Genomic DNA, 20937 nt, shown 5'->3' with positions numbered 1-20937 from the left:
TCCCGAGTATGCCGCGTTGGGGCTGGCAGGCGCGCGGCCGGCGTTGCGTGGCGCAGCGCCTGACTGGCCGTCAGGTCAAGCCGCGCGGCGCCGGCCGCGCGCCTGCCAGGCCCAACCCGAAGGGCCGCGGTTGGGCGCGCCCATGGCGGCGTCATCGCTCGGGCGTGGACGCACGTCCACTTCCTCGCTCTTCCTTGCCACAGGCGCGCGCAATCGCGGCGCGGCATGCTCGGGGATGGATGACACGCCCTAAGGCCCGCGGCGCTGCCCGTACCAGAAGCCGAGCGCGTCGCGCGAGCGCAGCATGCCGCGGCCGCGGCGCAGCAGCTGCAATAGCAGTCCCAGGTGCTCGCGCTTGCTGAAGCTGCGCAGTTTGCGGTCGGAAGTGTGCACGGGCTCGCGCAGGATCACGAAGCGTCCTTGCCGCGCCAGTGCGCGGCTCAGCGCCACGTCCTCGCCGGCGTAGTAGCGCTCGTCGAAGCCGCCGGCGGCGACGAAGGCGCTGCGCGTGCAGAACAGGAAGCAGCCGGGGGCGATGCCGGTGCAACGGAACAGCCAGCCGAACAGCGCCTGGGCCAGGCGTTCGTACCAGGCGACGTCGCCGAGCAGGCGCACCTGCGCGCCGCCGCCGACCGCACCGGTGCCGAGCGCGCGCAGCGCCGCCGCCAGTAGCGGGGTGTTGACCCGCGTGTCGGCATCGACGAACAGCAGATGGCGACCGCGGCTGGCGGCGGCGCCGGCATTGCGCACGGCGGCGATGTGCCGCAACTCCACCTCCAGCACCTGCGCGCCGTGCCGGCGCGCGATCTCGGCGGTGGCGTCGCTGCAGGCATCGGCCACCACCAGCGTCTCGCAGTTCAGCCGCAGCGCCTGGGCGGCGACGTGCAGCGAGGCCAGCGTGTCGCCGATCAGGGCAGCTTCGTCGTGCGCGGGGACGATGAAGGAGATCACCCCCGCATGATGCGGGGCCGGCGCGGCGCGGGCAATCGACCCGCGCCGCGGCCGGGGGCGCGGTTCAGCCCTGCAGGGCGCCGCGCGACGCGGCTGGGTAGCGATGGCCGGCGGCGGCATCGGCGGGGAAGATCGCCTCGATCTGCGCCAGCTCCTCGGCGCTCAGCTTCACCTGCAGCGCGCCCAGGTTCTCTTCCAGGTAGGCCAGGCGCTTGGTGCCGGGGATCGGCACCAGGTCCTCGCCCTGCGCCAGCACCCAGGCCAGCGCCAGTTGGCCCGGGGTCACGCCCTTGGCCTGGGCCAGCTCGCGCACCCGCTCCACCAGCTGCAGGTTGCGGTCGAAGTTCTCGCCCTGGAAGCGCGGCGAATGGCGCCGGTAGTCGTCGGCCTCGAAATCCTCCGGCGAGCGGATCGCGCCGGTCAGGAAGCCGCGGCCCAGCGGCGAGTAAGGCACGAAGCCGATGCCCAGTTCGCGCACCGTCTCCAGCACGCCGTCGTGTTCCGGGTCGCGCGACCACAGCGAATACTCGCTCTGCAGCGCGGTGATCGGATGCACCGCATGCGCGCGGCGGATGGTGCCTGCGGCGGCTTCGGACAGGCCGAGGAAACGCACCTTGCCCTGTTCCACCAGCCGTGCCATTGCCCCGACCGTGTCCTCGATCGGCACGTTCGGATCCACCCGGTGCTGGTAGTACAGGTCGATATGGTCCACGCCGAGCCGGCGCAGGCTGGCCTCGCAGGCGGACTGCACGTACTCCGGGCGGCCGTCGATGCCGCGCGCGGTCGGGTCGTTGGGGTCGAGCTTGATGCCGAACTTGGTCGCCAGCACGACCTGGTCGCGGCGCCCGGCCAGCGCCTTGCCGACCAGCACTTCGTTGGTGTGCGGGCCGTACATGTCGGCGGTGTCGATGAGGCTGACGCCGTGCTCGATCGCGGCATGGATGACCGCGATCGAAGCCGCGTCGTCGCTGCGGCCGCCGTAGAACGCGCTCATGCCCATGCAGCCGAGGCCGAGAGCGGAGACGCGGGGGCCGTTGCGGCCGAGGGTGCGGGTTTGCATGGAGATGCTCCTGAGGGGGAGGGGAGGGAGAGCGTGGCCGCAGGGCGGTTCGCTCAGGGTGAGGATTCGCCGAGGACCTCGCGGGCAACGGCCAGGGCATTGAGCGCGGTGGGGAAGCCGACGTAGGCGTACAACTGGTCGAGTACCGCGAAGATCTCCGCGCGGCTGGCGCCGGCGGCCAGCGCCGCACGCAGGTGCACGCGCAGTTGCGGTTCGGCGTGGCCGAGGCTGGCCAGCACCGCCACCGTGACCAGCTCGCGGGTCTTCAGCTCCAACGCGGTGCCCGGACGATAGATCTCGCCGAACGCGATGGCCGCGCCGCGGCCGGTGAGCGCAGTGTCCGTATCGTCGGCGAGGGCGCGGATCGCCGCGCCCTGCTGCGCACCCATCAAGGCGGCGATCTGGGCGATGCCGGCCGCTTCGGCGTCGGCCAGGGTCATGCTGCTCGGCAGTGTGTTGGTGGTGGATGTCATGGGACGGTCCTCGTGTGCGAAGGTCGCCGCGCTCAGCGCGGCTGGATGCGGGTGCCACCGCTCAGCAAGGCCTGCGGATTCGGCGAGGCCAGGAAGTCGTGCGGGAAGCCCAGTTCGATCGCGCTGGCCGCGTCCAGCCGCTGCAGTGCCTCGGCGTCCAGGTGCAGGGTGAGTGCGCCCAGGTTGTCCTGCAGTTGCGTCACGCTGCGCGCGCCGACGATCGGCATCGCCCCGCGCGCGAGCAGCCAGGCCAGCGCCACCTGCGCCGGCGAGCGCTGCAACTCGGCGGCAAGCGTCACCACCACCTCGGCCACCGCCAGGGCGTGTTCGTTGAAGGTGCGTTGCGAATGCGCGACCTCGGCGCGGCCCACGCCATCGACCTGGGCGCCGCCGGAGGCGGCCGCACGCACCCGCGCCAGATCGGCGGCACCGTACTTGCCGGTGAGCACGCCCATCGCCAGCGGCGACCAGGCCAGCACCGACATGCCCAGCGCCTCGGCCATCGGCACCAGTTCGCGCTCGACCGTGCGCTGTGCCAGCGAGTACTCGATCTGCAGGGCGACGAACGGCGTCCAACCGCGCAGGTCGGCCAGGGTCTGCATGCGCGCCACCTGCCAGGCGGGGGTGTCGGAGATGCCGGCATAGAGGATCTTGCCGGCGCGCACCAGGTCGTCGAAACCGCGCATGACTTCGTCGATGCCGGTGGTGCCGTCCCAGGCGTGCAGGTACAGCAGGTCCAGATAGTCGGTGCCCAACCGCGCCAGGCTGGCGTCGACCGAGCGCAGCAGCGCCTTGCGGTGGTTGCCGCCGCCGTTGGGATCGCCGGGGAAGGGATTGAGCGCGAACTTGCTGGCGATCACCAGGCGGTCGCGGCGGCCGGCGACGAAGCGGCCGAGCAGGGTCTCGGCGCTGCCGTTGGTGTAGATGTTGGCGGTGTCGAGGAAGTTGCCGCCGGCCTCCACGTACAGGTCGAACAGCCGGCGCGCCTCGTCGGCGTCCGCGCCCCAGCCCCAGTCGGCGCCGAAGGTCATGGTGCCCAGGCACAGCGGGCTGACGCGCAGGCCGGAACGGCCGAGCAGGCGGTAGTGATCGAGGGCCATCGCGGCGGTCTCCAGGTGAGGGTGCGGGCACTGTAGGCGCCACGTTGTCATGGATAAATCCGGGTAATCCGCATGTGCTTTGAAGGTGTGCTAAACAATGCTGGCGCACCTGACGCGTCCGTCCTCTACTGCTGCCCGCTCGCCATGCACCGTCCCCCGCCGCTGTCCGCCGTCGTCGCCTTCGTCCGCGTCGCCCACCATGGCAGCTTCACCCGTGCCGCCGCCGAGTTGGGCGTCTCGCCCTCGGCGCTGTCGCAGACGCTGCGCGCGCTGGAGGCGCAACTGGGCGCGCGCCTGCTCAACCGCACCACCCGCCGGGTCGGCCTGAGCGAGCACGGCGAGCGCTTCCTGCAGCGGGTGGCGCCGGGCCTGGCGCAGATCGACGCGGCCTTCGCCGACCTGGATTTCCTGCGCGACCGCCCGGCCGGCACGCTGCGCATCAACCTGCCGCTGGTGGCCGCCGAGCAACTGGTGTGCCCGCACCTGCCGGCATTCCTGGCGCGCTATCCGGAGGTCAGCGTGGAGCTGTACTCGGACCGGACCCTGGCCGACATCGTCGCCGGCGGCTTCGACGCGGGCATTCGCCTGGGCGAGAGCCTGGCGCGCGACATGATCGCGGTGCCGGTGGGTCCGCCGCAGCGGCAGACCGTGGTGGCCGCGCCGGCGTATTTCGCCGCACACGGGACACCGCGCACACCGGCCGAACTGGCCGAGCACGACTGCATCCGCTGGCGCCGCACCGACGGTCGCCTGCAGGCCTGGGAATTCACCCGCGACGGCCACGATTTCCTGGTCGAAGTCACCGGGCGGCTGGTGGTCAACGACACCCTGGTCGGCCTGGACGCCGCGTGCCGCGGGCTGGGCCTGGGGCAAGCGTTCGAATGGCAGGTCGCCGCCGACGTCGCCGCCGGCCGCCTGCAGCGGGTGCTGGACGACTGGCACGCGCCGTTCGCCGGCTGGCACATCTACTACCCGGCGCGCGAGCACTTGCCGCCGAAGCTGCGCGTGTTCATCGATCACCTGCGCGCAGCGCACGCGGCCGGCCGCGCTGCGTAGAGCGCGGCGCAGGCCGGTGGCCGGCATATTGCGACGTGGGGACAAAGAGGATAGGCGGCAGTGCCGCAACCGCAGCCGCGATCGTAGCGCGGCTAGGAGCAGCGCCCGACCGGCAAGGCCGGGCGCCGAGGGGCGTCGCGTCGCCCAGAGACCGCTTGCGATAGGGGCGCAGGGTGCCGCCCTTCGCGGGCGGCACCCGACGGACTCAGCCCTTGAGCTTGGCCGCGAACTCGGCCACGCGCTTGCCGAGCAGGCGCGCGGTCTCCAGGTCGCCGCTGCGCGGTGCCTCGTCCGGGGACGCATCGGACGGCGAGATCGCCAGCGCGCCGCCGGAGCCGGCGGTCCAGTTCACGTCGTCGGGGCCGTGCGCCTTGGTGTTGGACGGCAGCAGGCCGGTACCGACCCAGATCTGGCCATGCTGCTGGGACAGGGTCCAGAAGTAGCCGATGGTGGCGAACTTGTCGCCGTTGACCGAGGCCGAGTTGGTGAAGCCGGCGGCGACCTTGTCCTTCCAGGCCTGCGAGAACCACGGCTTGGAGCTGGCGTCGGCGAACTTCTTGAACTGCCAGGCCGGGCCGCCCATGTAGGTGGGGCTGCCGTAGATGATGGCGTCGGCCTGGCCGATGGCCTCCCAGGCGCCGTCGGGCAGGTTGCCGTCCTGGTCGATGCGGTACAGCGTGGCCTCGCCGACGCTGGCGGCGCCGGCGTGCACGGCCTCGGCCTGCTTGACGGTGTGGCCGTAGCCGCTGAAGTAGACGATCGCGATCTTGCTCATGCGCGGACTCCTGAGGGTGTGGGGGAAAAGCGCGGGCATTGTGCGCATGCGCGGCCGCCGCGATCAGCGCCATCGGCGGGATGTTGTGTCCGACCGCGCGCCGCGGTTCAGCTCTCGGCCGGGGAGCGCATCGCCCTGTCGATGCCCACTTCGACCAGGTAGTCGATGAAGCTGCGCACCTTCGGCGCCAGGTGGCTGCGGCTGGCGTACACCGCGTACACGCCGATCGGCCCGATCTCGTGGTCGGGCAGCACCCGCACCAGGCGTCCGTCCTCCAGTGCCGCCTCGGCCATGAAGTCCGGCTGCACGGTGATGCCCATGCCGGCGATGGCCGCCTCGCGCAGCACGTCGCCGCAGTTGGCGCGCAGGGTGCCGGCCACCCGCACCTGGGTCGCGCCGTCGGGGCCGTGCAGGGTCAGGTCGTCCTGCACGTAGCTGTAGCTGAGGAAGGCGTGGCCGGCCAGGTCGGCCGCCAGTTGCGGGGCGCCGGCGCGCGCCAGGTAGGCTGGGGACGCGCACAGGAAGGCCTGCACTTCGCCGAGCTTGCGCGCGATCAAGGTCGGCGCCACCTGGCGGGTGATGCGGATCGCCAGGTCGTAGCCTTCCTCGACGATATCCACCAGGCGGTCGGACAGCGACAGATCGAGGGCGACCTGCGGATAGCGCGCGCTGTAGCCGGCCAGGCGCGGCCCGAGCCGGGCGACGCTGAAACTGAAGGGGGCGTTGATCCGCAGCGTGCCGGACGGCGTCAGCGCCTGCTCGCCGACCGCCGCTTCCATATCGTCGAACTCGGCCAGCAGCAGCTGGCAGCGTTGGTAGTAGGCGGCGCCGACGCTGGTCGGGCTGACCCGGCGCGTGGTGCGGTTGAGCAGGCGCGAGCCCAGGCGCTGCTCCAGCCACGCCACCTGGCGGGTGACGCTGGCGGTGGACATGCCCAGCGCGTCGGCGGCGGCGTTGAAGCCGTTGCGGTCGACCACGGCGACGAACACCCGCATGGCATCCAGCGTATCCATTGTTGCGCATCCTGAAATTAATCTTCGGAATAAAGGTAATTTATCCATGGTGGCGATGGGAATAGCCTGTGCAGCGTTCCCCATCCCACCGCTGTCGGAGATCCTTCATGTCCGCTCCCGTCTCCCGCCTGGCGCCCTACGGCGCCACCTTGCTGCGCCTGGCCCTGGGCGCGCTGTTCCTGGTGCATGCGCTGACCAAGCTGCTGGTGTTCACCCCGGCCGGCACCGCCGCCTACTTCGTGTCGCTCGGCCTGCCCGGCGGGCTGGGCTATGTGGCTATGGCGCTGGAATTCACCCTCGCCACGGCCTTGCTGCTCGGCGTGTACGCGCGCTGGGTCGGACTGCTCGGCATCCCGCTGCTGCTCGGCACCATCGTCAGCGTGCACGGCGCCAACGGCTTCGGCTTCGCCAATCCCGGCGGCGGCTGGGAGTACCCGGCGTTCTGGGCGTTGGCGCTGGCGGTGCTGTTCCTGATCGGCGACGGCCGCTTCGCGTTGCGCTCGCGCTGAGCGCAGCGCTCCTTCCTCCGGAGACCTCCCATGTCCCGCCTGCCTTCCCTGTACATCTCGCACGGTTCGCCGATGACCGCGTTGCAGCCCGGCCTGGTCGGCACGCGCCTGGCCGAACTGGCGGCGACGCTGCCGCGGCCGCGCGCCATCGTGCTGGCCTCGGCGCACTGGCTGGGCCGGCGGCCGCTGGTCGGCGCCGCGGCGCAGCCGCAGACCATCCACGACTTCGGCGGTTTCCCGCAGGCGCTGCATGCGATGCAGTACCCGGCGCCGGGCGCGCCGGCACTGGCCGAGCAGGTCGCCGAGTTGCTGGAACAGGCCGGGCTGCAGCCGGTACTGGACCCGCGCCGCGGCCTGGACCACGGCGTGTGGGTCCCGCTGTCGCTGCTGTACCCGCAGGCCGACATCCCGGTGGTGCCGCTGTCGATCCAGCCCGAGCTGGGGCCGGAGCACCACCTGGCGCTGGGCCGCGCGCTGGCGCCGCTGCGCGAGGACGGCGTGCTGGTGATCGGCTCGGGCAGCATCACCCACAACCTGCACGACTTCGGCCGCTACGCCGAGGGCAAGGAGGTGCCCTACGTGCGTCCGTTCATCGAATGGACCGAGCAGGCGTTGCGCCGCGACGACGTGCCGGCGATGCTCGACTACCGCCGGCAGGCCCCGTTCGCCGCGCGTGCGCATCCCACCGACGAGCACTGGTTGCCGATCTACGTGGCGATGGGCGCGGCCGGCGCGGAGGGGCTTGGCGCGCAGCGCATCGACGCCGGCATCGACGCTGGCCTGCTGGCGATGGACATCTACCGCTTCGACGGCGCTGTGGCGCGTGCCGCGGCCTGAACACCGGGCGCGTCGACTGAGCGGTTCATCGCGGTGAAGGCCGCAGCGCATCCGCATCTCACCGTTTGAGACGCGGACCCGGCATCGTCGGCCGGTGAATACCCTCGAAAAACTCGCCGTGCTCGCCGACGCGGCCAAGTACGACGCGTCCTGCGCCTCCAGCGGCGCCGACAAGCGCCATTCGCTGCGCAGCGGCGGCATCGGCAGCACCGAGGGCATGGGCATCTGCCATTCGTACACGCCCGACGGGCGCTGCGTGTCGTTGCTGAAGATCCTGCTGACCAACTTCTGCGTGTTCGACTGCGCGTACTGCGTCAACCGCGTGTCCAGCAACGTGCGCCGCGCGCGCTTCACCCCGGCCGAAGTGGTCAAGCTGACCCTGGATTTCTACAAGCGCAACTACATCGAAGGCCTGTTCCTCTCCAGCGGCATCATCCGCAACAGCGACTACACCATGGAGCAACTGGTGGAAGTGGCGCGGCAACTGCGCGAGGAGCACCGCTTCGCCGGCTACATCCATCTCAAGACCATTCCCGACGCGGCGCCGGAACTGCTCGCCGCCGCCGGCCGCTACGCCGACCGGCTCAGCATCAACGTGGAGTTGCCGACCGAGCGCGGCCTGGCGCAACTGGCGCCGGAGAAGAACGTCGGCGGCATCCGTGCGGCGATGGGCGAGCTGCGCTGGCGCATCGAGGAGAGCAAGGAAGCGCGCAAGGCCGAGACGCGGGTGCGCGCCAAGCCGCCGCGCTTCGCCCCGGCCGGGCAGAGCACGCAGATGATCGTCGGCGCCGACGGCGCCGACGACCGCGCGATCCTGCACACCAGCCACAATCTCTACGGCAACTATCGCCTGCGCCGGGTCTACTACTCCGCGTTCAGTCCGATTCCCGACGCCTCCAGCAAGCTGCCGCTGCAGGCACCGCCGCTGCAGCGCGAACACCGCCTGTACCAGGCCGACTGGCTGCTGCGGTTCTACGCGTTCTCGGTGGAGGAGATCGCTCCGCCCACCACCAGCGGCATGCTCGATCTGGACGTGGACCCCAAGCTGGCCTGGGCGCTGCGCAACCCCGAACGGTTCCCGGTGGATCTCAATACTGCCGCGCGCGAACTGTTGCTGCGCGTGCCGGGATTGGGCACGCGCAACGTCGAGCGCTTGCTGCTGGCGCGGCGGCATGCGCGGCTGCGGGTCGAGGACCTGGCGCGGTTGCGGGTGCCGCTGAAGAAACTGCTGCCGTTCGTCAGTGTGCTCGACCACCATCCGCGGCAGCGGCTGGACGATCCGCAACGGCTGCGCGCGCAGCTGGCGCCAGCGCCGCGGCAGGGTGGGTTGTTTGACTGACGCGATGGGCGCGGTCCTTTGCGTTCGCGGCGTCGGAGCGCTACGCGGGGCGGGCCATGTTTCAGGCTGAGGTGGTGCCGCCGTGGAGCCTGGAGGCATGGCGGGCGGTGGCGCGGGCGGCGTGGTGCGCGCAGGTGGCGCCGGAGACGCTGGCCTGGGATGGCGATGCGCAGGGCGGCCTGCTGGTCGGGACCGACGTCGCGACGCTGCCTGCGCAGGTCCAGCCGCCGCGGGTGTCGGCGGAGTTCCTGGCGCTGGCCGGTGCGGTGCTGTGCCATCGCGATCCGCAGCGGCATGCGCTGCTGTACCGCCTGCTGTGGCGCATCGCCGGCGGCGAGCGCGCGCTGCTGCAGCGGGTCACCGATGCCGACGTGCACCGCGCGCAGCAATGGGCGCAGGCAGTGCGCCGCGACAGCCACAAGATGAAGGCGTTCGTGCGCTTCCGCGAGGTACCCGGCGAGCAGGAGGCGTACATCGCCTGGTTCGAGCCGGAGCACCACATCGTCGATCGCGTGGCGCCGTTCTTCGCGCGCCGTTTCGCCGGCATGCGCTGGGCGATCCTCACCCCGTACCGCAGCGTGCGCTGGGACGGCGAGACGCTGCGGTTCGGCGACGGCGCGCAGCGCGCCGATGCGCCGGCCGACGATGCGCAGGACGCACTGTGGCGCACCTACTACGCCAACATCTTCAACCCGGCACGGCTCAACCCGACGATGATGCGCCAGGAGATGCCGCAGAAATACTGGAAGCATCTGCCGGAGGCGCAGCTGCTGCCCACGCTCATCCGCGATGCCGGGCAGCGCGTGCGCGAGATGGCCGAGCGCGCGCCCGAGCCGGTGCGGCGGCGCATTCCCGCGCCGGCACCGGCGCCGGTGGTGGCCGCCGACGACAGCCTCGATGCGCTGCGCGCGGCGGCGCGCGACTGCCGCCGCTGTCCGCTGTGGCAGCCGGCGACCCAGACCGTGTTCGGCGAAGGCCCGCAGGATGCGGCAGTGATGGTGGTGGGCGAGCAGCCCGGCGACGAGGAGGACCTGAGCGGGCGTCCCTTCGTCGGCCCGGCCGGGCGCCTGTTCGACCGCGCGTTGCAGGAGCTGGGTGTCGACCGTGCAGGCATGTACGTCACCAACGCGGTCAAGCATTTCCGTTTCGAGCAGCGCGGCAAGGCGCGGTTGCACCGCAATCCCGAGCGCGCCCACGTCGAGGCCTGCCGGATGTGGCTGGCCGGCGAACTGGCGCGGGTGCGCCCGCGCATCGTGCTGTGCCTGGGCGCGACCGCGGCGCGTGCGGTGCTGGGCAGCGGCTTTGCGCTGATGGCCCAGCGCGGGCAGTGGCAGGCGCTGGACGATGGCACCCGCGCGTTGGCCACGGTGCATCCGTCGTGGGTGCTGCGCCAGCGTGGCGGCGAGGCGGGCGAGGCCGCCTATCAGGGCTTCGTGCGCGACTTGCGCGTGCTGGCAGCGCAGGTGCCGATGCCGCATGCAGGCGGTGCCGGCGACTGACGCCCTGTGCGCGTGGCGCGGTCCTCGTCGGCGGAGCGCCCTCGTGGTCGGCCGCGTGCACGTGCAAAACGGGGACGGCCGTAGCCGCCCCCGCGATGCCAATGCACCCCCCGACGTGTGCTTACGGCATCAAAACCTTGTCCACCACATGGATCACGCCATTGCTCTGCATCACGTCGGCGGTGGTGACGTGCGCGGTGTTGCCCTTGCTGTCGGTGAGGGTGACCTTGCCGCCGCGGGTCTTGGCGATCAGCGTTTCGCCCTGCACGGTGGTCAGCTTGGCGCTGCCGCCGCCGGCCTTGATCTGCGCCAGCAGCGCGGCCGCATCGAGCTTGCCCGGGACCACGTGGTAGGTCAGCACCTGGGTCAGTTTTTCCTTGTTTTCCGGCTTGAGCAGCGTGTCCACGGTACCCGCCGGCAAGGCGGCGAAGGCGGCATTGGTCGGTGCGAACACGGTGAACGGGCCGGCGCCCTTCAATGTGTCCACCAGGCCCGCGGCCTTGACCGCGGCGACCAGGGTGGTGTGATCCTTGGAGTTGACCGCGTTGTCGATGATGTCCTTGGTGGCGTACATCGGCGCGCCGCCGACCATCGGATTCGGCTTGGCCTCGCTCATCGCCGCGTGGTCGTGCATCGCGGTTTGGCTGGGGGCGGCCATGGCAGGCAGGGAGACGAGGCCGGCGAGGGCCAGGGACAGCAAGTGGATCTTCATGGGCTTGCTCCTTGAAAGGGATGCGCGGCCAGTCGGCCGTGCACCTGTCTTTACGCGCGCTGCGCCGGCGCGGTTGCATCACGCCGTCCAGATAATGATGAACGGAGGTCGCTGCCGGTTGGGCACGCACGCGCTATGCGCGGTCCAGCCATGCGCTGCGCGCATGATGACGCACGCGCTGGAGCAAACAGGCCGTACGGCGGCAATGCGTACGATGTGCCTAAACGAAGACGTTGCGTCGTCAACCGTCCATGCCGGCGCCGCCACCTTCCAGCGCTGGTGAGCGCTGGACAGATTCAGCACCTCGGCTCAGCGGCGCTGCAGCACGTAGCTGTTCTCGAAGCCGTGGGCGCAGCCGAGCACGTGGAAGTCGCCGAAGTAGCCGGCGGCGCGCAGCAGGTCCACAGCCGGGCCGACCTCCGGTGAGTATTCCCAGTCGCCGTAGTCGTCGAACACCACGAACCCGCCGGAGACGACACTCGGTCCGTACAGCAGGAAATCCAGCAGCACATTGCGCCCGGTGTGCCCGCCGTCGATGTGCAACAGCGCCACCTTCGGCTCCATGGCGTAGAAATGCTCGGCGCAGAACTCCGAATAGCCGCGGATGAAGCGCGCATTGGGCAGCAACTGCTGCCGGTAGTGGTTGAATTCCTCGAACTGGTTCGGCAACGCGAACGGATCCATGCCGATCACCCGGCGCTCGCGCCCGCAGACCTCGTTCATCAGCACCAGCGACTTGCCCTTCCAGACCCCGATCTCCACCAGGTCGCCCGGCACGCCCTCCAGCAGCAGGCACAGGTAGCCCAGCAGCCGCACATGGTCGTGGAAGGACAGCTCGCGCCGCTCCATCGCGTGCTCGGCCGGCAGGCTGGCCTGGGCCTGGACGAAGTGGTCGCCGATCAGGTCCCAGACCCGCTGGACGCTGCCTTCCGCCGCCTGCACATCGATGAAGCGGTTGAGTTCCTGGATGGTGAGCATGCGGTCTCCGGCGGAAGGCGCCGGTGTCCACCACCGGCCTGCAGCAGGATAGTAGCCGCACACGCCCGCCGCGCCACTGGACATCGCCGCCGCGGTGCGCTTTGCTTGCAGGCTCCCCCCATTCATGGGCGGCGCCGCCTGCGTGGCGCCGCTGTCGGACGAGCATGCATTCGATCGAAGTGGTCTTGGCGATGTTGCTGGCGGTGGTCGCCAGCGGCTATCTGGTGCGCGTCCTGCCGTTCTCGCTGCCGTTGCCGCTGGTGCAGATCGGCCTGGGCGCGATCATCGCCGGGGTGTTCAAGAAGGGCTATGCGCTGGAGCCGGAGCTGTTCTTCCTGCTGTTCCTGCCGCCGCTGCTGTTCCTGGACGGCTGGCGCATCCCCAAGCAGGGCCTGTTCCGCGACAAGGGCGTGATCCTCGAACTGGCGCTGGGCCTGGTGGTGTTCACGGTGCTCGGCGCCGGCTTCCTGATCCACTGGATGATCCCGACCATGCCGCTGGCGGTGGCGTTCGCGCTGGCCGCGGTGGTGTCGCCGACCGACCCGATCGCGGTGTCCTCGATCGCCGCGCGCGCGCCGATCCCCAAGCGGCTGATGCACATCCTGGAAGGCGAGTCGCTGCTCAACGACGCGTCCGGCCTGGTCTGCTTCCAGTTCGCGGTGGCCGCGGCGATCACCGGCACGTTCTCGCTGGCCGACGCCTCGCTGACCTTCCTGTGGGTGGCGCTGGTCGGCGTGGCCGCCGGCATCGCGGTGGTGGTGGGCACCAGCCTGGCGCAGCGCTGGGTGTGGCGCCAGGTCGGCGAGGAGCCGGGGGCGGCGATCCTGGTCAACCTGCTGCTGCCGTTCGCCGCCTACCTGCTGGCCGAGGCGATCAACGCCTCGGGCATCCTCGCCGCGGTCGCCGCCGGCATCGCCATGAGCTACGTGGAACTGAGCGGCCGCGCCCCGGGCAGCATGCGCGTGCAGCGCTCGGCGGTGTGGGACATGGTCCAGTTCACCCTCAACGGCATCATGTTCGTGCTGCTCGGCGAGCAGTTGCCGGGCATCGTGCAGGGCGCCATGCACAACATGGACGAAGCCGGGCACCTGAATCCGTGGTGGCTGCCCGCCTACGCGCTGGCGATCTACGTCGGCCTGCTGCTGCTGCGCTTTTTGTGGGTGTGGCTGTCGCTGCGCTGGACCCTGCTCAAGGCGCGCCGCCGCGGCGAGGACCGGCAGAGCCCGCCGTGGCGGATCGTGGTGGCGACCTCGCTGGCCGGCGTGCGCGGCGCGATCACCCTGGCCGGCGTGTTGACCCTGCCGCTGGCCCTGCCCAGCGGCGCCGCGTTTCCGGCGCGCGACCTGGCGATCTTTCTGGCCAGCGCGGTGATCGTCACCTCGCTGCTGGTCGCCAGCATCGGGCTGCCGCGGCTGCTGCGCGGCCTGGCGTTGCCGGAAGAACCCAACGACCAGCGGGAAGAGGACCTGGCGCGGCGCGAGTCCTCGCGCGCGGCGCTGGCGGCGGTGGAGAAGCTGCGCCAGCGGCTGGTGCAGGACAGCGAGCACGCCGATCTCTACAACGAGGCCGCCAACCGGGTCAGCGCGCTGTACCAGCGCCATCTCGATCACGGCGAGGCGATGGAGAGCGACCCGGAGGAGGCGCGGCGCCTGGATGCGGTGCTGCGCCAATTGCGCCATGCAGGCCTGCAGGCCGAACGCCAGGAATTGTTCAAGCTGACCCGCCAGCGCAAGATCTCCGACGAGATCGCGCGCCGGCTGATCCGCAACCTGGATCTGCTGGAGGCGCGGCGCAAGAGCTGAGGGCCGGGAGTGGGGAGTCGGGATTCGGGATTGGTGAAAGCGGGTTCCTGGTGCCGTCCCAGCTCGCGCCGGCTTGGTGTTCTTCGCCCTCTGCCCTCCATGGCGCACGCCAGCCTGCGCCTCTGCGCTGCATGGTCTGTCGCAAGCCCCGCGGCTAGCGCATCGCGCTAGGCGTCCTCGACCAGCGGCGGCAGCCGCCTGCGGACCGGGGTCGACTTCACGATGGCGGAATTGGTTTCGGCGCGATCGGTGACTTTTGCCAGGATGCTGTCCAGGTGCTCGATGTCGCGCAGGTACAGCCGGCAGATGAAGCAGTCTTCGCCGGTCACCTTGTCGCACTCGACGAATTCCGGAATGCGCTGCAGCAACTCCTCCACCAGGTGCAACTGTCCGGGCAGCGGCTTCACCCGCACGATCGCCTGCAAGGTGTAGCCGAGCGCGCGCGGGTCGAGTTCGACCGTGAACCCGGCGATCACGCCCTGGTGCTGCAGCCGGCGCACGCGGTCGGCGGTGGCCGGCGCCGACAGGCCGATCTGCCTGGCCAGCTCGCTGGTCGCCATGCGCGCATCCTGCGCCAGCGCGGCGAGGATGGCGCGGTCGATCGCGTCGAGCGGGGCGACGGCGAGTGGGGAAAGGCGGTTTTGCATTGCGACCTTTGTTTCGCAGGAAGATTGCGGGATAAGCTTAAGTTTAAGCATGTTTTCGCGGAATCCCGGTTTCTACAATGGCTGTCGTTCGCAGCGTTGAAAGGAACCGGGATGGCGTCCAACGAAATTCGCCGTGGTGCGGCCGAGATGGTCGTGGCCATGCTCATGTCCGGCACCATCGGCTGGCTGGTGATGTCGTCGCGGCAGTCGCCGGTCAACGTGGTGTTCTTCCGCTGCGTGTTCGGCGCGGCCACCCTGCTCATCCTTTGCGCGGCGCTGGGCCTGTTGCGCCGCAAGGCGTTCTCGCCGCCGATGCTGGCACTGGTGCTGCTCGGCAGCGTCACCATCGTGGCGAACTGGCTGCTGCTGTTCGCCGCCTACGGCCGCGCCTCGATTTCGATGGCCACCGCCGTCTACAACACGCAGCCGTTCATGCTGGTCGGGCTCGGCGCGATCGTGTTCCGCGAGCGCATCAGCGCCTCGACCGTGGCGTGGCTGGCGGTGGCGTTCGTCGGCCTGGTGGGCGTGGTGCGCATCGCGCCGGCGGTGCTCGCGGTGCCGGGCGAATACCTGCAGGGCGTCGCGCTGGCGCTGGGCGCCGCATTTCTGTACGCGGTGTCGTCGATCGTCACCAAGCACCTGAAAGGCACGCCACCGCACCTGCTCGCACTGCTGCAACTCGGGATCGGCATCGTGTTGCTGGCCCCGTTCGTGCACTTCGATGCCTTGCCTACCCGCCCGGGCCAATGGCTGGATCTGGTCGTGCTCGGCGTGGTCAACACCGGCGTGATGTACGTGCTGCTGTACGGCGCGATCCAGAAACTGCCCACCGCGATGATCGGGACGCTGTCGTTCATCTATCCGGTGGTGGCGATCGTGGTCGATCGCATCGCCTTCGGGCAGTCGCTGGCGTGGACGCAGGTGCTCGGGGCGCTGCTGATCCTGCTGGCGGCGGCCGGGGTCAACTTCGGCTGGCGCGTGCTGCCCTTGCCGCGCCCTGCGCGACCGGCCACCGGCAGCCTCGATACCGGCGAACGCTAGCCGGCGTTCGGCGCGGCGACCACGGCGGCGTCGTCAGCGTTTGCAGGCACTGGCTGGCGCACTGTCCCGCATCCGGGAGAGTGCTTCCGCCAGATCGGGATTTATCCATCACGACCGGGCTTCTACCCTGGGGGCCGTACCGCAGTCGCTGCGCCGCTCAGGGAGTTCCCGTGTCGCCGATCATTTCCGTGCAACAGCTCACCAAGACCTACGCCGGGGGCTTCCAGGCGCTCAAGGGCATCGATCTGGAGATCCGCCGCGGCGAGATCTTCGCCCTGCTCGGTCCCAACGGCGCCGGCAAGACCACGCTGATCAGCATCGTCTGCGGCCTGGTCACGCCCAGCAGCGGCCGGGTGCTGGCCGACGGCCACGACATCGTGCGCGACTACCGCGCCGCGCGCAGCAAGATCGGCCTGGTGCCGCAGGAGCTGGCCACCGATGCGTTTGAGACGGTGTGGGCGACGGTGCGCTTCAGCCGCGGCCTGTTCGGCAAGCCGCGCGACGACGCCCACCTGGAGCGGGTGCTGCGCGAACTGTCGCTGTGGGACAAGCGCGGCAGCAAGATCTCCACCCTTTCCGGCGGCATGAAGCGGCGCGTGCTGATCGCCAAGGCGCTGGCGCACGAGCCGTCGATCCTGTTCCTGGACGAACCCACTGCCGGTGTCGACGTGGAATTGCGCCACGACATGTGGCAGATGGTGCGGCGCCTGCGCGAGCAGGGCACCACCATCATCCTGACCACGCACTACATCGAGGAGGCCGAGGACATGGCCGACCGCGTTGGCGTGGTCGCCCGCGGCGAACTGCTGCTGGTGGAGGACAAGCGCACGCTGATGCGCAAGCTCGGCAAGAAGCAACTGGCGCTGACCCTGCAGGCGCCGCTGCCGGCTTTGCCGCCGGCGCTGGCGGCGCAGCCGCTGGAACTGTCCGCCGACGGCGCGACGCTGACCTACACCTACGACGCGCAGGCCGCGCAGACCGGCATCGGCCCGCTGCTGCGGCAACTGGAGGCGCAGGGCGTGGAGATCAAGGACCTGCGGTCCAGCGAGAGTTCGCTGGAGGAGATCTTCGTCAACCTGGTGCGGCCGGCCGCCGCCGCTGCGGAGGTGCGCGCATGAACCTGCACGCGATCGCCGCGATCTACCGCTTCGAGATGGCGCGCACCTTCCGCACGCTGACCCAGTCCATCGCCTCGCCGGTGTTGTCGACCTCGCTGTACTTCGTGGTGTTCGGCGCGGCGATCGGCTCGCGCATGGGCGCCATCGACGGCATCGGCTACGGCGCCTACATCATCCCCGGGCTGGTGATGCTGTCGCTGCTCAGCGAAAGCATCTCCAACGCCTCGTTCGGCATCTACATGCCGCGCTGGGCCGGCACCATCTACGAGTTGCTGTCGGCGCCGGTGGCGTGGTGGGAGGTGGTGATCGGCTACGTCGGCGCGGCGGCGAGCAAGTCGGTGCTGCTGGGTTTGCTGATCCTGCTCACCGCGCGCGCCTTCGTGCCGTACGAGATCGCGCATCCGCTGTGGATGTTCGGCTTCCTGGTGCTGACCGCGCTGACCTTCAGCCTGTTCGGCTTCATCATCGGCGTGTGGGCCGACGGCTTCGAGAAGCTGCAGGTGATCCCGCTGATGGTGATCACGCCGCTGACCTTCCTCGGCGGCAGCTTCTACTCGATCAACATGCTGCCGCCGCTGTGGCAGAAGATCAGCCTGTTCAACCCGGTGGTGTACCTGGTCAGCGGCTTCCGCTGGGCGTTCTACGGCAAGGCCGACGTGCACATCGCGGTCAGCGTGGGCATGACCCTGGGATTCCTGGCGCTGTGCCTGGGCGTGATCTGGGCGATCTTCCGCAGCGGCTACCGGCTCAAGCCCTGAGGCGGTAGCCGGGGCCGCGGCGTGCGGCCGGCCACCGCAATGTGCCGGCAGGCGCTGTGCCTGTCGGCGGTCGCGCTTACTTGGCGTCGAGCCAGAAGGCTTCGACCTGGCCCTTGACCTTCATGGTCATCGGATTGCCGCGGCGGTCGCGTGCCTTGCCGACCTGCACGCGGATCCAGCCTTCGCTGATCGAGTATTCCTCGACGTTGTCGCGCTCCACGCCATTGAAGCGGATGCCGACGCCGCGCGACAGCGTCTCGGCATCGTGGAAGGGGCTCTGCGGGCTGACCGCCAGGCGGTCGGGGGGCGTGTCGGACATCGTGGTGGCTTCGCGTGGCGGCGGACAGCGCCGTCTTCCGGGCTGCGAAGGATAAACGCCCGCGGCGCCGTTGCCGAGTTCCGCGCTTCCGTCGCCGCGCCGGGCGCGGCACACTGGCGCTCCCCCGTGATGCCCGATCCGCCGCCATGCCCGACAACAGCGCCGACTACGACGATCCCGACGACCTGTTCGGCGACGACGACGATCCGGACACCCAGCAGGGCCTGATCTGGAACCTGTTGCTGCTGATCAACCCCGGCGACGAGGAAAGCGCGCTGCGCCAGTTCGACGCCTACCGCGAGGCGGCCGGCGAGGCAGAGCGCGAGAACGCCGATTGGCTGTGGACGCTGAAGGACGCGATCGACTGGCGCGCGGGCTTCTACGTCGACGGTCACGACTGCGAGGCGCTGATCGGCGCGATCGACGAACTGGCCGCGCGCTGGAACCTGCGCATCGACTGGGGCGGCGACATCGACGACGCCGATTTCCTCGAGGATCACGACAGCGCCTCGCTGCTGGCCGTGGCCTACGACCGCCTGCGCGAGCACGGCTACAGCATCTGGTGCTGGGACGCCGGCAGCGAGATCCGCGCCGGCTGGATGGCGCTCAGCCGCGACGACCAGGACATGCAGCGCCTGGCTGCGATCCTGGGCATCGACCTGCGACCGGGCAGCGATCCGTTCTAGGCAGACGTCAGTCGGCGCTGCGGGCGTGCTGTAGGAGCGGCTTCAGCCGCGACAGGCTTTCCCGGGAACGCCAGTCGCGGCTGAAGCCGCTCCTACGAAAAGCGCGTTGGCGGACGCGGTGGCATCGCTCACTGCGCCTCGCCGCGCGCCTGCGCACGCGCATGGCGGATCAGGGCTTTCAGCAGTTCGCGATCGCTGTGCCGCGACACCGGCACCGCGCCCAGGCGGATCGCTTCGTCGCGCAGGGGCGCCGGCACGTCGTAGTGCGCGCCGCTGAGTTTGTTCTGGAAGGCGCGGCGGGGAATGCCCAGCCGCGCCGCCATGGCGTGCAGTTCGTCCAGCGTGTCGGCGAGCAGGTGACCCCAGCGCTGGCCGCGCCAGGGATGCACCGCGTCGTCGATGTAGACCGCCATCGGGTCCGGTCAGGCCGGCTTGTGCGTGCCGTCGGCATCCGCCGCGGCGTCAGGCGCCGCGCTGCTGTCGGCCTGCGCCGGCGCGGCACCGGTCGTCTCCGGCGCGTCGTCCGCGTCGGTCCCGTCCTCGTCCTCGTCCTCGTCCGCAGTCTCTGCCGCACCGTCGCCAGCCGCGAACTCGGCGACCAGCGCGTCCAGGTACTCGGCCGGGGTCTGGCCGGCCTCGGCCGCCAGCGCGTCGATCATCTGCTGCAGCTGCGTCGAGTATTCCAGGGTGATGGTGTTGCCTTCCTGCTCCTGCAGGTTGGCCAGGTGCTTGAGCATCGCCAGCATCGGCACCGGATTGTCGGCATTGCCCATGGTCTGGCCGCCGACCGCCAGCAACCACTGGCGTCCCTGCAGGCCGATCGCGGCCAGCACGCGGCCGCTCTGGTCCTGCAGCACGGCATGGTTGGCGATGGGCTGCTCGCGGCCCAGGCGGGCGAAGGGGCGCGGCGACTGCTGCTTCTTGCGCTTGTCGCGCTTGGCTTTGGATTGCTTGGACACGGCGGTCTCGTTGGCGAAGTGGCGGCCATTGTAAGCGCCGCGCCGTGTACGGTCCTGCCGGGCCAGCGCGGTGCGGCCACTGGCCGCCGGATGTGCCGCCGCGATCAGCGTGCGCTGGCCGCTTCGGCCCCGCCGCTGCCGGCGGCGGCCGTCACCGGTGCGCCGCCGTTGATGCTGCGCAAGGCGTCGCGTGCGGCGGCGGCCGCGGCCTCCGGCGAGGTCGTGCGCGGCTCGGCGATCTGCACCGAGGCCTTGGTCGGTGTCGCAGCCGGTGCCGCCGGGGCCGCGCCAGGCGTGGCGGCAGGCGCCGCCGCGGGCGCGCCCTTGCCGGCGGCCGGTGTTGCGGCCGCTTCCGTCGCCGCGGCGCTCAGGTCCGGCACCTTGGTGTCGGCGTCCGGCTGCACCGTGCCCAGGGCCACGCTATGGTCGCCGTCGGCGGTGGCGGCGTCCTCGGCATCCTTGGTCATCACCACGATGCTGATGCGGCGATTGATCGGGTTGTTCGGCACCTGCTTGTCGAACAGCACCGACGAGGACAGCCCGACCACGCGCGAGACCTTGTCCTCGCCCATGCCGCCGGCGACCAGCTCGCGGCGCGCGGCGTTGGCGCGGTCCGCGCTCAGCTCCCAGTTGCTGTAGCCGTTCTTGCCGCTGTACTGGGTGACGTCGGTATGGCCGGTGATGCTGATGTGGTTGGGCACCTGGTTGATGAAGCCGGACAGCTCGTGGAGGATGCCGCGGGTATAGGGCTTGAGCACCGCGCTGCCGAGGTCGAACATCGGCCGGTTCTCCTTGTCCACGATCTGGATGCGCAGGCCGTCCGGGGTCAGGTCCAGCAGCAGCTGGTCCTTGAACGGCTCCAGCGCCTGGCTCTTGTCGATGGCTTGCTTCAGCTCCTGCATCAGCGTTTCCAGGCGCTCCTTTTCCTTCTCGCGCTGGCTGCTCTTGCTGTTGTCGTCGCCCTTCAGGCTCTTGCTGCCGAACGGATCCTTGTTGTTGCCGCGCTGCATCTCGCCGGCGCCGCCGAGCTTGATCATCGACGTGCTGGCGCCGCCGGGGCCGGCCATGCCGGGGCTCGGCGCCGGGCTCTTGCCGGCCAGCGGGCTGGGATTGCGGAAGTATTCGGCGATCGCCGCGCGCTGTTCCTTGGTGGTGGCCGCGACCAGCCACAGCACCAGGAAGAACGCCATCATCGCGGTCACGAAGTCGGCATAGGCCACCTTCCACGCGCCGCCGTGGTGGCCGCCGCCCTGGACCTTCTTGACCCGGCGGATGACGACGGTGGGCTTGGTCTCGGCCATGGCG

The 20937-nt window shown here is 70.3% G+C and carries 23 protein-coding genes; 10 read left to right on the top strand and 13 right to left on the bottom strand.

From position 1 onward, the window contains the following. Nucleotides 1–249: 249 nt before the first annotated feature. The 4 genes from GGR66_RS20810 to GGR66_RS20795 all read right to left on the bottom strand — a co-directional run bounded on the left by GGR66_RS20810 (nucleotide 250) and on the right by GGR66_RS20795 (nucleotide 3584). The gene (locus GGR66_RS20810; RefSeq protein WP_184450425.1) at nucleotides 250–951 is read right to left on the bottom strand and encodes a glycosyltransferase; all 702 of its coding nucleotides are present in this window, start codon (nucleotides 949–951) and stop codon (nucleotides 250–252) included. A gap of 64 nt (nucleotides 952–1015) precedes the next feature. Next, nucleotides 1016–2011, bottom strand: a complete 996-nt coding sequence (locus GGR66_RS20805; protein WP_160968166.1) for an aldo/keto reductase — start codon at nucleotides 2009–2011, stop codon at nucleotides 1016–1018. A 53-nt stretch (nucleotides 2012–2064) separates the two neighbouring features. Further along, on the bottom strand, nucleotides 2065–2484 hold the full coding sequence (locus GGR66_RS20800) for a carboxymuconolactone decarboxylase family protein (protein WP_255421818.1): 420 nt from the start codon (nucleotides 2482–2484) through the stop codon (nucleotides 2065–2067). Between the two features lie 32 nt (nucleotides 2485–2516). Then, nucleotides 2517–3584, bottom strand: coding sequence for an aldo/keto reductase (locus tag GGR66_RS20795; RefSeq protein ID WP_184450423.1), 1068 nt, complete (start codon nucleotides 3582–3584; stop codon nucleotides 2517–2519). A gap of 144 nt (nucleotides 3585–3728) precedes the next feature. Here GGR66_RS20795 and GGR66_RS20790 point away from each other — a divergent pair, with 144 nt between their 5' ends. Next, nucleotides 3729–4640 (top strand): LysR family transcriptional regulator, encoded by a 912-nt coding sequence (locus tag GGR66_RS20790; RefSeq protein ID WP_184450421.1) that lies wholly within the window; start codon nucleotides 3729–3731, stop codon nucleotides 4638–4640. A gap of 205 nt (nucleotides 4641–4845) precedes the next feature. On the opposite strand, the gene GGR66_RS20785 is transcribed toward GGR66_RS20790, so the two are convergent. Both GGR66_RS20785 and GGR66_RS20780 read right to left on the bottom strand, forming a co-directional pair. Beyond that, nucleotides 4846–5415 (bottom strand): flavodoxin family protein, encoded by a 570-nt coding sequence (locus GGR66_RS20785; protein WP_160968160.1) that lies wholly within the window; start codon nucleotides 5413–5415, stop codon nucleotides 4846–4848. Nucleotides 5416–5522: 107 nt separating this feature from the next. Further along, nucleotides 5523–6428, bottom strand: coding sequence for a LysR family transcriptional regulator (locus GGR66_RS20780; protein WP_160968158.1), 906 nt, complete (start codon nucleotides 6426–6428; stop codon nucleotides 5523–5525). A 107-nt stretch (nucleotides 6429–6535) separates the two neighbouring features. Here GGR66_RS20780 and GGR66_RS20775 point away from each other — a divergent pair, with 107 nt between their 5' ends. From GGR66_RS20775 to GGR66_RS20760, 4 genes are all read left to right on the top strand, one after another. Continuing rightward, complete coding sequence (locus tag GGR66_RS20775) at nucleotides 6536–6937, top strand: DoxX family protein (protein ID WP_184450419.1); 402 nt, start codon at nucleotides 6536–6538, stop codon at nucleotides 6935–6937. A gap of 30 nt (nucleotides 6938–6967) precedes the next feature. Next, entirely contained in the window at nucleotides 6968–7774 is an 807-nt protein-coding gene (locus tag GGR66_RS20770) for a class III extradiol ring-cleavage dioxygenase (protein ID WP_160968154.1), read from the top strand. Nucleotides 7775–7868: 94 nt separating this feature from the next. Next, entirely contained in the window at nucleotides 7869–9113 is a 1245-nt protein-coding gene (locus tag GGR66_RS20765; RefSeq protein WP_184450417.1) for a putative DNA modification/repair radical SAM protein, read from the top strand. A gap of 56 nt (nucleotides 9114–9169) precedes the next feature. After that, nucleotides 9170–10612 carry a UdgX family uracil-DNA binding protein gene (locus GGR66_RS20760; protein WP_184450416.1) on the top strand — a complete coding sequence of 481 codons (1443 nt, stop codon included), beginning with the start codon at nucleotides 9170–9172 and terminating at the stop codon, nucleotides 10610–10612. 121 nt (nucleotides 10613–10733) lie between these two features. Here the strand turns inward: GGR66_RS20760 and GGR66_RS20755 are convergent, their stop codons facing one another. Both GGR66_RS20755 and GGR66_RS20750 read right to left on the bottom strand, forming a co-directional pair. Next, a complete protein-coding gene (locus GGR66_RS20755; protein WP_160968148.1) occupies nucleotides 10734–11324 on the bottom strand; it encodes a fasciclin domain-containing protein in 591 nt (196 codons plus the stop codon). Nucleotides 11325–11633: 309 nt separating this feature from the next. Then, nucleotides 11634–12302, bottom strand: a complete 669-nt coding sequence (locus GGR66_RS20750; protein ID WP_184450414.1) for a class I SAM-dependent methyltransferase — start codon at nucleotides 12300–12302, stop codon at nucleotides 11634–11636. A gap of 164 nt (nucleotides 12303–12466) precedes the next feature. Between GGR66_RS20750 and GGR66_RS20745 the strand changes: the two genes are divergently transcribed. Next, nucleotides 12467–14104: a Na+/H+ antiporter gene (locus tag GGR66_RS20745; RefSeq protein ID WP_160968144.1), complete on the top strand. Its 1638-nt coding sequence runs from the start codon at nucleotides 12467–12469 to the stop codon at nucleotides 14102–14104. A 167-nt stretch (nucleotides 14105–14271) separates the two neighbouring features. Here GGR66_RS20745 and GGR66_RS20740 read toward each other — a convergent pair whose 3' ends face one another. Continuing rightward, nucleotides 14272–14751 carry an Lrp/AsnC family transcriptional regulator gene (locus tag GGR66_RS20740; protein ID WP_184450413.1) on the bottom strand — a complete coding sequence of 160 codons (480 nt, stop codon included), beginning with the start codon at nucleotides 14749–14751 and terminating at the stop codon, nucleotides 14272–14274. Between the two features lie 111 nt (nucleotides 14752–14862). Here GGR66_RS20740 and GGR66_RS20735 point away from each other — a divergent pair, with 111 nt between their 5' ends. The 3 genes from GGR66_RS20735 to GGR66_RS20725 all read left to right on the top strand — a co-directional run bounded on the left by GGR66_RS20735 (nucleotide 14863) and on the right by GGR66_RS20725 (nucleotide 17668). Further along, on the top strand, nucleotides 14863–15792 hold the full coding sequence (locus GGR66_RS20735) for a DMT family transporter (RefSeq protein ID WP_184450411.1): 930 nt from the start codon (nucleotides 14863–14865) through the stop codon (nucleotides 15790–15792). Between the two features lie 170 nt (nucleotides 15793–15962). Continuing rightward, nucleotides 15963–16910 carry an ABC transporter ATP-binding protein gene (locus GGR66_RS20730; RefSeq protein WP_184450409.1) on the top strand — a complete coding sequence of 316 codons (948 nt, stop codon included), beginning with the start codon at nucleotides 15963–15965 and terminating at the stop codon, nucleotides 16908–16910. Then, entirely contained in the window at nucleotides 16907–17668 is a 762-nt protein-coding gene (locus tag GGR66_RS20725) for an ABC transporter permease (RefSeq protein ID WP_184450407.1), read from the top strand. The genes GGR66_RS20730 and GGR66_RS20725 overlap by 4 nt, the downstream gene beginning before the upstream one ends. A gap of 76 nt (nucleotides 17669–17744) precedes the next feature. On the opposite strand, the gene GGR66_RS20720 is transcribed toward GGR66_RS20725, so the two are convergent. Continuing rightward, nucleotides 17745–17987 (bottom strand): DUF3297 family protein, encoded by a 243-nt coding sequence (locus GGR66_RS20720; RefSeq protein WP_048492240.1) that lies wholly within the window; start codon nucleotides 17985–17987, stop codon nucleotides 17745–17747. A 146-nt stretch (nucleotides 17988–18133) separates the two neighbouring features. Here GGR66_RS20720 and GGR66_RS20715 point away from each other — a divergent pair, with 146 nt between their 5' ends. Next, entirely contained in the window at nucleotides 18134–18673 is a 540-nt protein-coding gene (locus GGR66_RS20715; protein ID WP_184450405.1) for a hypothetical protein, read from the top strand. A 128-nt stretch (nucleotides 18674–18801) separates the two neighbouring features. On the opposite strand, the gene GGR66_RS20710 is transcribed toward GGR66_RS20715, so the two are convergent. The 3 genes from GGR66_RS20710 to motB all read right to left on the bottom strand — a co-directional run bounded on the left by GGR66_RS20710 (nucleotide 18802) and on the right by motB (nucleotide 20933). Beyond that, on the bottom strand, nucleotides 18802–19086 hold the full coding sequence (locus GGR66_RS20710) for a DUF4031 domain-containing protein (protein ID WP_160968132.1): 285 nt from the start codon (nucleotides 19084–19086) through the stop codon (nucleotides 18802–18804). Nucleotides 19087–19095: 9 nt separating this feature from the next. Then, a complete protein-coding gene (locus GGR66_RS20705; protein WP_184450403.1) occupies nucleotides 19096–19632 on the bottom strand; it encodes a hypothetical protein in 537 nt (178 codons plus the stop codon). A 104-nt stretch (nucleotides 19633–19736) separates the two neighbouring features. Next, nucleotides 19737–20933: a flagellar motor protein MotB gene (gene motB / locus GGR66_RS20700; protein WP_184450401.1), complete on the bottom strand. Its 1197-nt coding sequence runs from the start codon at nucleotides 20931–20933 to the stop codon at nucleotides 19737–19739. Nucleotides 20934–20937 lie beyond the last annotated feature (4 nt).

The organism is Xanthomonas sp. 3498, assembly GCF_014199795.1.
Taxonomy (GTDB): domain Bacteria; phylum Pseudomonadota; class Gammaproteobacteria; order Xanthomonadales; family Xanthomonadaceae; genus Xanthomonas_A; species Xanthomonas_A rydalmerensis.
This window is presented reverse-complemented; position numbering and strand designations above follow the sequence as displayed.

Bases quoted from the DNA above. Each gene is read 5' to 3' on its own strand.
- GGR66_RS20800 (WP_255421818.1), bottom strand. From the start codon at position 2,484: ATGACATCCACCACCAACACACTGCCGAGCAGCATGACCCTGGCCGAC.
- GGR66_RS20720 (WP_048492240.1), bottom strand. From the start codon at position 17,987: ATGTCCGACACGCCCCCCGACCGCCTGGCGGTCAGCCCGCAGAGCCCC.
- GGR66_RS20795 (WP_184450423.1), bottom strand. From the start codon at position 3,584: ATGGCCCTCGATCACTACCGCCTGCTCGGCCGTTCCGGCCTGCGCGTC.
- GGR66_RS20710 (WP_160968132.1), bottom strand. From the start codon at position 19,086: ATGGCGGTCTACATCGACGACGCGGTGCATCCCTGGCGCGGCCAGCGC.
- GGR66_RS20715 (WP_184450405.1), top strand. From the start codon at position 18,134: ATGCCCGACAACAGCGCCGACTACGACGATCCCGACGACCTGTTCGGC.
- GGR66_RS20775 (WP_184450419.1), top strand. From the start codon at position 6,536: ATGTCCGCTCCCGTCTCCCGCCTGGCGCCCTACGGCGCCACCTTGCTG.
- GGR66_RS20805 (WP_160968166.1), bottom strand. From the start codon at position 2,011: ATGCAAACCCGCACCCTCGGCCGCAACGGCCCCCGCGTCTCCGCTCTC.
- GGR66_RS20740 (WP_184450413.1), bottom strand. From the start codon at position 14,751: ATGCAAAACCGCCTTTCCCCACTCGCCGTCGCCCCGCTCGACGCGATC.
- GGR66_RS20735 (WP_184450411.1), top strand. From the start codon at position 14,863: ATGGCGTCCAACGAAATTCGCCGTGGTGCGGCCGAGATGGTCGTGGCC.
- motB (WP_184450401.1), bottom strand. From the start codon at position 20,933: ATGGCCGAGACCAAGCCCACCGTCGTCATCCGCCGGGTCAAGAAGGTC.
- GGR66_RS20760 (WP_184450416.1), top strand. From the start codon at position 9,170: ATGTTTCAGGCTGAGGTGGTGCCGCCGTGGAGCCTGGAGGCATGGCGG.
- GGR66_RS20785 (WP_160968160.1), bottom strand. From the start codon at position 5,415: ATGAGCAAGATCGCGATCGTCTACTTCAGCGGCTACGGCCACACCGTC.
- GGR66_RS20750 (WP_184450414.1), bottom strand. From the start codon at position 12,302: ATGCTCACCATCCAGGAACTCAACCGCTTCATCGATGTGCAGGCGGCG.
- GGR66_RS20725 (WP_184450407.1), top strand. From the start codon at position 16,907: ATGAACCTGCACGCGATCGCCGCGATCTACCGCTTCGAGATGGCGCGC.
- GGR66_RS20790 (WP_184450421.1), top strand. From the start codon at position 3,729: ATGCACCGTCCCCCGCCGCTGTCCGCCGTCGTCGCCTTCGTCCGCGTC.
- GGR66_RS20755 (WP_160968148.1), bottom strand. From the start codon at position 11,324: ATGAAGATCCACTTGCTGTCCCTGGCCCTCGCCGGCCTCGTCTCCCTG.
- GGR66_RS20780 (WP_160968158.1), bottom strand. From the start codon at position 6,428: ATGGATACGCTGGATGCCATGCGGGTGTTCGTCGCCGTGGTCGACCGC.
- GGR66_RS20745 (WP_160968144.1), top strand. From the start codon at position 12,467: ATGCATTCGATCGAAGTGGTCTTGGCGATGTTGCTGGCGGTGGTCGCC.
- GGR66_RS20770 (WP_160968154.1), top strand. From the start codon at position 6,968: ATGTCCCGCCTGCCTTCCCTGTACATCTCGCACGGTTCGCCGATGACC.